The organism is uncultured Senegalimassilia sp., assembly GCF_934630535.1.
Lineage (GTDB): Bacteria > Actinomycetota > Coriobacteriia > Coriobacteriales > Eggerthellaceae > Senegalimassilia.
Window position 1 is genome coordinate 78,664 of record NZ_CAKTVU010000009.1, and the last position, 11,241, is coordinate 89,904.

The window sequence follows — 11,241 nt, forward strand, 5'->3', positions numbered from 1 at the left end:
CTTGGCAAAACGCAGCCGCGGCGTGCTACTCGGCGTCCGCGCGACGGCGGCTCGCGGCGGCCGCGCCGATCGCGACGCCCGCGGCCACGAAGGCCACGCCGCCGATCCAGAACACTTCGCCGACTGGATCGCCGGTTTGCGCGAGCGCAGGGCCGTCGCCCACGGCATTTGCGGCGTGCTTGGCGTTGGCCAGCTTGGCATCGACGTCAAGATACGCAGCCGCTTCAGTCTCGATCGTTTGATGGACCGAGGCCGGATGCATGCGGTCGTACCAAGCCTGGGCGTCGGCAAGCTCGGCTTCTGCCTGCGCCAAAGCTGCCGCAGCCTTGTCGTATGCCGCCTGCTTCACGGCAAGGTTCTCCCGAGCGCCGGCAAGACGCTGTTCGGCCGAGGCTTTCGCAGCCAGCGCCCTGTCGTAAACAGCGCGCTTTTCAACAAGCATTGCCTCAAGGTCGGCGGCGTTTGCGGAAATCCACTCGCTGCCGAACGTTCCCGCCTGCCATGCGGCTTCGAAGCTTGCCGCAGAGCGCGCGGCGGCATCAGTCGCAAAACGCCCCAAGTGGTCGGCGCGCTCCTGTGCTGCCGCAAGGTCAGCAGCAGCTTGCTTTGCGCCGGTTTGCGCAGCATCCAACGCAACTTGCGCATCCGCTTCCGCGGCTTTTGCGGCGGAGAGTTCATTGGCCGCCGCGTCGGAAACAGCCTGCGCGGCGTTCACGGAGGCGAAAAGCGGCTTGATCGCATCGACGCGAACCTGAGCTGCGCCAACGTTGGTCGAAGCCTCGTGCGCCGCAGTCTGCGCCGCAAACGTGCCTGCCTCCACCTTGTCGAACGCGGCCTGGGCGTTCGATTCCTCGGCGGCATGCTTCGCTGCCAGCGCCTGCGCCGCAACAAGGGCGTCGTTCTTCGCATCAGCGCTTGCCTGAGCGGAAGCCAGCGCCGCTTTCGCGGCAGCAACGCGTTTTTGCGCTGCCTTGAGCTCGTCCGACGACACGTCATAGAGCGCCTGGCGAGCATCGGACAACTCTGCCTGCGCAGCCTTGAGCTGCGCGTTCGCCATAGCGGCAGTCTGTTTGGCGTCCGCCAAAGCCGCCGCATCGGATGCAGCACGCTTCGCCGCCGCGTCCGCAACGACCTGCTTGCCGGCAACTTCGGCATTCGCTACATCAAGCTGAACCTGAGCATCGCCCGCCTGCGCCTGCGCATCCGACAGAGCCGTCTGCGCAGCGGCCTTCTTCTGCGCATCGGCGGAAACGGCCGCCTGCGCGCTAGCCACCGCCTGCTTAGCCGCCGCTTCCGCGGCGGTTTTATCGGCAGAAGCCGCATTCGCCGCAATCGCCTTTGCCTGCGCGGCTTCAAGCGCGGCCTTCGCGTCGTCGACGGCTTGCTGATAGCTGGGGTCGAGCGTGCCGTACACCTTGTTGTAGTACTTCATGAACAAGGCGTAATACTCCTCGGCGGAGTAAGAGCGGTCGCCGTACTTCTCGCGCAGATAGTCGTCAGGCGTGACCACTTCCCAGTGGCAGGTCCACGGCTTGCCATCCTCGCGGTAGTATTCGCCGTTAGGGCCCACTCCTAGGATCTCGTGCCCCTCGACATACTCGTCGTCGGTGACAAGGCGCTTGAACCCCTCGATGCTATCGAAATCTTGCAGGTGGAACCAACGGGAAGCGATGGACGCGCATCCGTAGTGGGTATATCCGGTTTCCAGGATGTTGAAGTAATGGCCGCAGTTGCCGACCTTGTTGCCATCAGCGTCGTAGCCGTCCAACACACCGTCAGCCATGTCCTTGTCGTAATGGACCTTCTCTTTGTCGTACCAGCCGACGAAGGGGTCCTTGTAGCCTGCCGCAAGGTTTTCGCCATACGGATACTTGCTCGGTGCATGGTAGAAAGGCTTGTGGCTTGCCGTGTAGTTGAGGTTGATCTGCGAAGCGGCCATGATCGCCGAGTAAACGCGCAGCTCGGAACAGCCGTTTTCATGGCGAAGATCATTGACCTTCGCCATGGTCTCCAAGGCGCACTTCATGTTGTCCAGCGACGTGGCGGACTTGGAATCGCCAAGGTTTTCCATGGTCGTGCCGCAGCCTTCGCCAAGACCGGACGTGCCCGCCGGGTCGGTGAGCCACTTCACAGCAGTGGTGGCGCCGATCTCCTCGAAAAAGCCGAGGCTGCCCCTTTTGGCAAGCTCGGTGTATTTGCCGAGTTCGGCATTCGCGTCAGCAAGGGCCTGCACGGCGGCATCGTAAGCAGCCTGGGCCGTAGCGGCTTCAGCGTTGGCAGTTTCGGCAGCGGCCTGTGCGTCGGCGGCAGCCTTGCTTGCCGCTTGCAAGCCCGCCTTGGCATCAGCAAGGGCTTGCACGTTCAAGTTGCCGACTCGGATAGCCTCATCAAGAGCAGCCTGCGCCGCCGTGACCTGCGCAGTCGCATCGGTAACCGATTGGGACCGGAAAGCCTGGACATCTTTCGCAGCCGAAAGCGCCTTCTCCGCCTCTGCCTGAGCCTGGGCGGAGGCGTCGGCGACGCGCTGAGCGTCAACCGCCGCGGAAGCCGCCGCATCCGCTTCGCTTTGAGCAATGGCGACCGCCTGCTCGCAAGCAGCAACCTTTGCCTTCGCTGCCTCGACCTGCTCCGATTCCCCGCCGGCTTCAACGCGAGTCAAATCCGCGTTCGCAGCAGCAAGCTCCGCTTGGGCGGATGCAAGCTGGGACTGAGCTACCTCGACCTGCTGTTGAGCAGCCGCAACGGCACCGGCATCGGACTGTGCAGCCTGACAAGCGGATTCCAAGGCCGCCTCGGCATCCTGCTGGGCCTGCTTTGCGCGCGCAAGCTCGGCTTCCGCCTTGGTCTTGGCGTCCTGGGCAGCAGCAAGCGCAGCTTCGGAAGCTTCGAGCTCCTCACCGCCACCGGCAGCTTCGTAAGCCTGCTGAGCCTTCGTAAGCACATCGGCAGCCTGATCGGCGGCCAACTGTTTCGCAGCAGCGCTCTCCTGCGCAGCAGCAAGAGCGGTGGCGGCATCTTTCTCGGCTGCAGCTGCTGCCGAGCTCTTGCTTTGCGCCGCTTCGGCCGCGTCAAGCGCCGCCTGGGCAGTGGCGAGCGTGTTTTCCAGAGCCGCCATCTTGGCCGCATCCGCCTCGGATTGCGCGCTATCGATGGCCGTTTGGATCTCGTTCACGGAAACCTGAGCAGCCTCGAGTTCGCCGCGAGCATCAGCGACTCCTTGAGCAGCCCGCTCCTGCGCAGCCTGCTTGGCCGCCAGGTTCTCCTCGGAGGCCTGCTTGTCGTCAGCCTTCTGTTGCTGCTCAGACGCCTGACCGGCCTGCGTGAGCGAAGCGTCGGTTCCGTCAGCCCCAGGAACCTCATCCGCAAATGCAGCCGCAGCACTCATAGCCGGCGAAGCTGCGCTGGCGGCAATCAGCGCGGCCATCCCCACTCGAGATCCAGCACCACAGGTCCAGGTCGACCCACTCGTCGAAGGTTATGGAGTCGCGGTTGCGACGGGTTTGCCAGTAGCAGGTCATGCCGGGCTTCACCAGCAGCCTTTGGCGCTGGTAGTCGTTGTAGGTTGCCACCTCGTTCGGCAGCGCGGGGCGCGGACCCACAACGCTCATCCCTTTTGTCAAGACGAAAAAACACTAAAGGCGCCGATATGCTGGATTATTGGTTTGATCTGCAGTTTTCTGTATTGCCAATGGCACTGCGGACAGCGTATTGCGCCGGCGAATCGCGGCTACCGCTTTGCGCATAATAAAAAAGCCCGACGGCAATTCGAAGGGTCGGGTCGAGCCCGAGGACGGCTTCTCTCCCCTAAGCGGAATCGTCCCATTGGGGCGAATTCCCAATGGGACGATTCTCCGCAGGCGACGCGCGGCTACATGAACCTCGACAACCGAAGCCGGCAAATGCAACCTTCCGCCAGGGTCAGCCACCGCGAAGCCGCGACTTCTCGTTAGGTCTCGAGCATCCCCAACGCACCATCCGGCCAGCCTGCCAGGAAGAGCCCCCTTTTGGGCGTTATCGGACAGCCTCCCGTGCCCCCAGCGCAGAGGTGGCTGGACCCGCCGAGGCGGCCAAGGGGAGCGATCCCCGCCTCCTCCCCTTGGGACCCCACCGGCCGCATGCCCGCTCAAGCGCCGCGGGGCTGTTGCCCGGGACGCGCAGCTGCGCGCCGCACGCGCGACATCCCCACAGAATTCCGGGCGATATCGGCTCTCCGCCGGCAATTCGGCGGGGATGCCGGCCCTCGCGGGCCTTCGCGAATCCGGCGCTCCGCGCCGCTTCCCGGGCATATCGGCAGACAAGCCGAGCAAGGAGGCCTTGCATCGGCGGCCGATCGGGGAACCCAGGCAAAGGCCCCGCAGCGTCGCAAGGCTCCGCAGAAGCTTTTGCCAGAACGGAGGACTCGCGTCGGCAAATCGTGGCGAGCATGCCGCACGCTAGCGGCCCTACCGATTGCCGCCCGCGGCCGCGCTTGTCCAAAAGGCCCCGAATACGGCCTTGGGACGGGCAGCTGCGCCGACGCAAGTGCACCGAGCGCAATGCGGCACCGGAGGCGCCGCAGGAAAGGAGGCGGGGATGTACGCGGACCCCAAGGAAACGACGTCGCTCAGGCTGGATGCGACCATGAAGCGCAGGAGCAGGGAGCTGCTCGCGCTGCACGGGATGACCCTGACGGAGGCGTTCGAGGAGTACATGGACGAGCTCGTCTACCGGGGCGGGCCGCCCATGAGGGCGAGCCGCGAGGCGAAGGCCAACACCATGAGGATCCGGTTCGAGGCCTTCATGGAGAGCGGCCTCGGGGCCGGCGAGGAAGGCGAGCGCCCTGGGGAAGGGGGCGCAAGATGAGCTGCAGCGCGAAGATGAGGAAGCTGTCGGTGAGGATCGACGCCGACCTGAAGGCGGCCTTCGAGGGCACGCTGCGGGGCATCGGCGTCGACCCCACCTGCGCGATGAGGAGCTTCGCCTTCCAGATCGTGCTCGAGGGGAGCATCCCCTTCGACCCCGTCGACGCCGGCTTCGAGGCGGGCGGCGGGACCGCGGTGACGTCGGTCAAGATCCCGGAGGACGTCGCCGGCGAGATGGAGTCCGTGCTCAAGGGCCTGGGCACGAACTTCTCGCAAGCCGTGAGGCTGCTTGCGCTGCAGACGACCGCGCTGGGAGGGATACCGTTCGCCGCCGGCATCCCCCGGAAGGCGAGTTGAGGGGCGGGCGGCTTCGCGGAAAGCTCTGGGCGCTTCTCCTCGGCAAGGCGCCCTGCCCGCTTGAGCATGCTGAGGCGGGCAGGGCTCCGATGCGAATGCTGCGCGAGCATGGGCGAAGAGATGTCTGCTGTATGTGCAAACGACTCAGCTGACCGTTTTGCGCACGAGGTTATCAAGCAAGTTCGTCTTCGACTCCGAGACGCTTGCACAGCCCGAGGTAGCTTTCCTCGGAAGACGCGCCGGTGTGCATGATCTCCATGATACGCGCGCCCACGTTGCTGGTGAGCCGGCCGATGGATTGAGACGGATCCTGGTTGAGCGCCCGCTCGCTCATAACCGCAACCCCAAAACGTCGCGCAAGTCCTCCGACTTTCTCGTTATGCTTCACGTTGAAGCCGAGGACATCGCTCGCGAGCTTTTCGACGTAGCGACGTTTGCCGCCGACATAGCCGTTGCCGAGAATCTCCTCCTCATTAGGCAAGACGTACTCCTCCAACGCGTCGTCGAGGTGCAGCAGGAGATACAGCTCGAAGCTCGGGTTCGTCACCGCAACCTCGGCAACCCCGGAGAACATGCCGAGGTCGGACGCATAGCGCTCGGAGTCGCCCTTGTACACGTCGGCATCGAAGAACACGACAATGCGATCCGTCTCGGGGTCGAACCCAAACGCCTCCGCATCGCTCCGGATGAGCCGCGCCTGCTCCAGGAGCTTCTTCGGCGCGGACTGGTTTCTCTCGTTGCCGGTCCTCTCCACGGGCCTGAGCTCGATGAGCTCAGGGGCGTTCATCTTTGCGAGCCGCACGGCAAGCGACTCCAGATACCAATACTCGGTGTTCGGCCCCTCGCCGATGAAGAAGCACTTCGATTTCGGTTTCCTACCTCCTCTAGCGGAGCGCACCGACCAGGTTTCAAGGGAGTTCAGAGGGGGCATGCTAGGCCTCCCGAACGTTCAGCGCGGCGCGGGCGCGAGACAGGTCGATAACGGGCACGCCGCCGTACCTGCCCTCCAGGTACTTCTTGTTCAGGCGAGCATCCGAACGCGCCCCGTCGGCGGCGAAGTCGTCGAGGGGGTACAACCTCGACAAACCCTCCTCGTCGCGCTCCACGAACCAGATTTCGTCGCGGCGGAAGTACTCGTAGGACATTATGTCGTTCTCATGGGTCGTGAACACCAGCTGGCAGTCGTCGTTCGCATGCACCTGGTTGAACAATTCAACCAGGTGCTGCGTCAGCATGGGATGAAAGCTCCTGTTGAGCTCGTCGATCACGAACACCTTGTCCTCGCTTTGGGTGAACAGGATATCCATGAAGTCGAACAAACGCCTCGTGCCGTCCGACTCGTCCTGGAAGTCGAACGTCAGCAAAGACCCTCCGTGCCTCGTCCTCAAAACCGTGGCTTTAGGCTCACCGGCCCCCTCGCGCTCGATTCCCACGAAGAAGTCCTCGTTGCGAATGGTCAAGCCGAATTTGTCGCTGTCGCGTTTAGGGGCGTTGGCCCTCAGCAGCTCGGTAATGGTGAACCTGACCTCAGGCGGGACGATCTTGTCGAGCTCGTCCATTCCGACCTCCTCTTTGCACAGTCCGCTGATGCCTGTGTCGAAGGACGAGAGGACCTCGGCCACCTGCTCGAGCGTGCTCGATTCCGTGTAGTACTCGGTGGAAGAGGCGCGCTGGTTGACGCCGATCGTCTCGATCCCCGCATCGAACCATGCGAAAGCCCTCTTGAACGCATCGAGAGCCGAGTCGCCCGAGAACGAGCGGCCCTTTCCTATGTAGGAGAGAAACAGGCCAGACCCCATCGTCTCCGACTGATCATGGCAGAAGTCGTCAGCGTAAACGTCGAGCCTGGCGACATCCGCATTATCGGCGGCCTCTCGAACCCCGCTGCAGTCTATCGACGACACGCCGTCTCTGAGGAAGAGGGGCTTCGCGTCGCCGCCCAGGGAGTAGAGCCACTCCGAGGTGACATGCATCTTTGACAGAATGCAGCTGAAACCGTAGTCGAAGACGCGCCCTTCGGTCTCGAACTGGATGTCGAAAGTGGACTCGTCCTCGGCGTGCCCACCCCCGCAGCGGCAGTACTCCCTTATCCCTTCTTGGGGCAGCCCCCCGCCCATGACGGCGGCCTTCATGAACGCGAAAGCCTTGTATAGGGTGCTCTTGCCTGCGGCGTTGCCACCATAAATCACGGCGTTGCGCAGAATTTTCGCCTCCTTGGAGGAGGCGCAGACGTGCCCTTTCAGCTTGCGCACCTTCGCAGAGGAGACCATCTCGAGGGTGACGGGCTCCAGCCCAACGGATTTGAAGTTCTTAAAAGAGAACCGGATGAGCATCGTTTCCTCCATTTTGGAACCCAACGCGAAAACGCCGGGGCATTCCTGTCGATATATCTAAAGTGATTCTAATATTTGACGCTTTTTTCGTCAAATGATATTATCTTGGCAAACGACGAAATTATCGACAAATGGATGATTCAAGAGGTTTGATTGGGCAATCGCAAAAGCATCTCATTCGCGACAAGGGACGCGCTGTGGGGCAAGGCGGCCGGATGCTGCCAGATATGCTCCGCGCCGCTGTTCGAGGGAGGCGCATATAGAACATCGGGCAACTACTCGAACATAGCCCATATCCACGCCTACAGCGAGGACGGCCCCCGGTTCAACGAGAAGCTGTCGGAGGACGACAGGAACTCCATTGAGAACCTTATGCTCCTGTGCCCGCAGTGCCACAAGACCGTCGACGACGACGAAGCTACATACACCGCGGACGTGCTGCGAAGCATAAAGTCCAAGCGCGAAGAGTATGTCAGCAAGGTGATGCAAGCTTCGAAGCCCCAGAAAGCATACGCCATCACCGTCACCTGCCCCATCCATGGGAATGCGACCGAGATATCGCGCAGCGAATGGTCCCAAGCCATGGCCTCCTCCGGCATGGTGCACGCAGGGGACACGGAAATCAGGGTCATGGACTCGAATGCGGCGTCGGGATCGATCGCCGACGATTGCTCTCTGCTTGCCAGGAAAATCAACGGTCTCAGGCTAACCATGGACCCGACCGTGCCGCTTGCCATCTTCGCAATCGCGCCCCAGCCGATCTTGATAGCCTTGGGCAGCCTCATCGGAGACAAGCAGCAGGTAACCGTGTTTCAGAAGCAGCGGGATACGGACTCTTGGTGCTGGCACGACGCGGAGTGCCGGAGCTCTTTCCAGCACGACGCCGTCCCCTCCTCCGATTCGGCCGAAGTCGCGCTGGTGCTCTCCGTCAGCGGCACCGTCAGCAAGGAAACCCTGCCTGCTGAAGTGGCAAGCTCCGGAATGCCCGTCTTGGAGTTAAGGGCAGCAAACCCTTCCGTGTATATCGCCCGCACGCAGGAGGACGTCAGGGCCTTCGAGCGCGAGGCGATCAGCCTCCTTGACGAAGTCCACTCCGCAATGCCGCATGTAGCGAAGGTCCACATCTTCCCTGCTCTTCCCGTCAGCATGGCCGTCACGCTAGGCGGCCTCTTCAACCGCAACCTTCTCACCAAGGCCGTCGTCTACGAGAAGACCGACGGCAGATTCAGCCAGTCGATAGAGATCGGAGGCAGCGATGACTAGCCATAACCTGAATATCCTTTACTCGAAGCTCGCCGAGTCCATCAGCATAACCGACGCGATGGCCGATGCCGCAGAGCGCAGCTACAAATCCGTCGGGAGGCACCTAGACGACGATACCTCCCTCGGCGAGACCGACGTCTACACCCAGGGCTCGTTCGCGCTAGGAACAGTGATCAGGCCCATAAGCGGCGAGGACGAGGATTACGACATCGACCTGGTATGCGAGATGGAAGACGCGGCCTCTGCGCCAGCATCGCACATCAAGAAAGCCGTGGGGAGAAGCCTTAGAGGCTACCGAAAGGACACCGAGGACGAAGGCAAGAGATGCTGGACATTCCAATATGACAAGTTCCACATGGACGTGCTGCCCTGCTCGCCAGACATCACCCACTGCAGTGACGACACGGCGATCAGGCTCACCCACAAGAACCCGGACGGAAGCTATTCCGACAGGTACAGCAACCCGAAAGGCTACCGCGACTGGTTCATCGCCAAGGCCGGTCGCCCCTACGAGGTCGCGAGGTCGAGGGCATCGTCGACCATCTCCTGCTCGCTGGAAGAGGTTCCCGAGTACTCCGTCAAGTCGCCTCTGCAGCAAGCCGTCCAGATACTCAAGCACCATCGGAACATCATGTTCGCCGGCCGCGACGATGCGCCGATATCGATAATCATCACAACGCTAGCCGCCCGCGCCTACAGAAACGAGCAGGGCACGTTCGACGCGATCCAGGGGATTCTGAGCCGCATGGACCAATACGCGGAGTGCCGAAACGGCGTCTACCGCATCAAAAACCCGGTGGACGAATACGAGAACTTCGCCGACAAATGGAACGATTGCCCCGAGAAGGCAGCCGCGTTTCACGATTGGCTCGCAGCCGCGAGATCCGACCTCGTTGATACGGCGTTGAACACCAAGGGCATGGACAAGCTCAAGGAGCACCTGGGAAGCTGCATGGGAAATCGCCAGGCCAATGCCGCCTTCAAGGAGTTCGGCGGCACGCTAAAGAGCAAGCGGGAGAACGGCAAGCTCTTCGCCTCAGCGGCCGGCATCGCCCCTCTTGCGCTGCAGGGCGAGAAGGCAATCCCCAACCACACGTTCTTCGGTCTATGAGGCATGCGACGAGATCGCTGAGCATGGGGCAGCAACTTTTCGCTTTAAAGCGCCGCTTCCCAAACTCGAGCGTAACGCACAGCAAAGGGAAACTGAACTGGAAGGCCACGCTCACCCCGACCGAAGGATGCGAGACATACGAGCTTCGGCTGACTTGGAGCAAGGGGAGATTCCCAGAAGTCTGGGCCAGAGCCGGGGCACTTGAGCGATGCGAAGACCTCGGCTCGATACCCCACCAATTCGGATTTGATGAAAAGTCAAAGAGCGTGAAGCTTTGCCTCCAAAGGCGGGATTGGGACAGCGGACAGCTCATAGCCGACACGTATGTGCCGTGGGCCATGGAGTGGCTCGTCTTCTTCGAGCTTTGGTTGGCAACGGGAGAGTGGCTCGGTGGCGGCGAGCACGTCGAGTAGTTGCACAATCGCCACTGCCCGCCTCGACATGGCGGAGATCAGGGCATCGGCGCCCGTCCCGCTCGGAGAGATAGACAGAGCGGTCGTAAGCGGCTGATGTAACTTTTGGCACCCTAGAACTTACATCGAGCCCCGATCTCATAGCAAAATCGGGGCTTTTCTCACCCACATGTAAGTTTGATGACGCATCTATCTGACAAGCAGCGCGCAGCGAGCATGCAGCGAGATCGTTCTCCCCGGCTATCATGTCAGCCCCGCTCATCGATGCGGGCGAGGCGAGGGCCGGCGCCATAGCAGCCCGACAAGCGCGCCTTCGGAAGAGCCCGTTACCGTAGATAATTGCAGGGGCTTCCTCGTCGGCAGGCGCTCAAGCCCGCCCCTCGTGGCATTTGAGCGTTTTGGGCGGATCATGCCCCGTCCAGTAAAAGGTCACGAGCGATTGCCGCCGATGCTTGATGGCAACGAACAGGCTGCGAAACCAGCGCTGCGCATTTTGTCCAACAAATGGCGAATCGCGCCTATAGGCAGAGGGGCGCCACGCCCAGGGACAGCGCCGCCTCCACAACCGGCCTCGACGGCAAGCTGGAGGGTCGGGCCGAGCCCGAAGACGGCTTTGCCCGCTCCGACGCGCCGAGGCGGTCAGGGCATCAACGCGGATGCCGTACGAGCATGCGCAGAGGGATGTCTGCTGTAGGCCGTGGGCCTACAGCAGACATCCCTTTTGTCAAGACGAAAAAACAAGATTACCTGCAGAAATGCTCCGACTAGATAGCCGAACTATCTGTTTCCTGGAGTTTGAACCTCCAGACTTTTGCAGCTCATTCCGACCGTCATCGACGATGAACCAGCTCCGAAAAGCTGCCTTCGAATCGGATAGAAAATCGTCCCATTGGGGCAGATTCCCAATGGGACGATTCTTCGCA

9 protein-coding genes are annotated in these 11,241 nt (G+C 62.0%); 5 read left to right on the forward strand and 4 right to left on the reverse strand.

Translation table 11 applies throughout. The annotated features are described in order from the left end of the window. Positions 1 to 25 precede the first annotated feature (25 nt). A complete protein-coding gene (locus Q0D52_RS06495; RefSeq protein ID WP_294381106.1) occupies positions 26 to 3,424 on the reverse strand; it encodes a CAP domain-containing protein in 3,399 nt (1,132 codons plus the stop codon). Then, positions 3,357 to 3,620, reverse strand: a complete 264-nt coding sequence (locus Q0D52_RS06500; RefSeq protein ID WP_294381109.1) for a sugar transferase — start codon at positions 3,618 to 3,620, stop codon at positions 3,357 to 3,359. Before Q0D52_RS06500 ends, Q0D52_RS06495 begins: the two co-directional genes overlap by 68 nt. Before the next feature lie 952 nt (positions 3,621 to 4,572). Between Q0D52_RS06500 and Q0D52_RS06505 the strand changes: the two genes are divergently transcribed. Both Q0D52_RS06505 and Q0D52_RS06510 read left to right on the forward strand, forming a co-directional pair. After that, complete coding sequence (locus Q0D52_RS06505; protein ID WP_294381111.1) at positions 4,573 to 4,842, forward strand: hypothetical protein; 270 nt, start codon at positions 4,573 to 4,575, stop codon at positions 4,840 to 4,842. Next, on the forward strand, positions 4,839 to 5,198 hold the full coding sequence (locus Q0D52_RS06510) for a type II toxin-antitoxin system RelB/DinJ family antitoxin (protein ID WP_294381113.1): 360 nt from the start codon (positions 4,839 to 4,841) through the stop codon (positions 5,196 to 5,198). The genes Q0D52_RS06505 and Q0D52_RS06510 overlap by 4 nt, the downstream gene beginning before the upstream one ends. A 172-nt stretch (positions 5,199 to 5,370) precedes the next feature. On the opposite strand, the gene Q0D52_RS06515 is transcribed toward Q0D52_RS06510, so the two are convergent. Together Q0D52_RS06515 and Q0D52_RS06520 are read right to left on the reverse strand one after the other, a co-directional pair. After that, positions 5,371 to 6,129 (reverse strand): RloB family protein, encoded by a 759-nt coding sequence (locus Q0D52_RS06515; protein WP_294381116.1) that lies wholly within the window; start codon positions 6,127 to 6,129, stop codon positions 5,371 to 5,373. A gap of 1 nt (position 6,130) precedes the next feature. Continuing rightward, a complete protein-coding gene (locus tag Q0D52_RS06520; protein ID WP_294381118.1) occupies positions 6,131 to 7,531 on the reverse strand; it encodes an ATP/GTP-binding protein in 1,401 nt (466 codons plus the stop codon). 153 nt (positions 7,532 to 7,684) lie between these two features. On the opposite strand from Q0D52_RS06520, the gene Q0D52_RS06525 reads away from it, so the two are divergent. The 3 genes from Q0D52_RS06525 (at position 7,685) to Q0D52_RS06535 (ending at position 10,318) form a co-directional block, all read left to right on the forward strand. Continuing rightward, complete coding sequence (locus Q0D52_RS06525) at positions 7,685 to 8,794, forward strand: HNH endonuclease (RefSeq protein WP_294381120.1); 1,110 nt, start codon at positions 7,685 to 7,687, stop codon at positions 8,792 to 8,794. Further along, positions 8,787 to 9,905 (forward strand): nucleotidyltransferase, encoded by a 1,119-nt coding sequence (locus tag Q0D52_RS06530; RefSeq protein ID WP_294381122.1) that lies wholly within the window; start codon positions 8,787 to 8,789, stop codon positions 9,903 to 9,905. The genes Q0D52_RS06525 and Q0D52_RS06530 overlap by 8 nt, the downstream gene beginning before the upstream one ends. 266 nt (positions 9,906 to 10,171) lie before the next feature. After that, positions 10,172 to 10,318, forward strand: a complete 147-nt coding sequence (locus Q0D52_RS06535; RefSeq protein WP_294381126.1) for a hypothetical protein — start codon at positions 10,172 to 10,174, stop codon at positions 10,316 to 10,318. Positions 10,319 to 11,241 lie beyond the last annotated feature (923 nt).

Bases quoted from the DNA above. Each gene is read 5' to 3' on its own strand.
- Q0D52_RS06520 (WP_294381118.1), bottom strand. From the start codon at position 7,531: ATGCTCATCCGGTTCTCTTTTAAGAACTTCAAATCCGTTGGGCTGGAG.
- Q0D52_RS06530 (WP_294381122.1), top strand. From the start codon at position 8,787: ATGACTAGCCATAACCTGAATATCCTTTACTCGAAGCTCGCCGAGTCC.
- Q0D52_RS06515 (WP_294381116.1), bottom strand. From the start codon at position 6,129: ATGCCCCCTCTGAACTCCCTTGAAACCTGGTCGGTGCGCTCCGCTAGA.
- Q0D52_RS06495 (WP_294381106.1), bottom strand. From the start codon at position 3,424: ATGGCCGCGCTGATTGCCGCCAGCGCAGCTTCGCCGGCTATGAGTGCT.
- Q0D52_RS06510 (WP_294381113.1), top strand. From the start codon at position 4,839: ATGAGCTGCAGCGCGAAGATGAGGAAGCTGTCGGTGAGGATCGACGCC.
- Q0D52_RS06505 (WP_294381111.1), top strand. From the start codon at position 4,573: ATGTACGCGGACCCCAAGGAAACGACGTCGCTCAGGCTGGATGCGACC.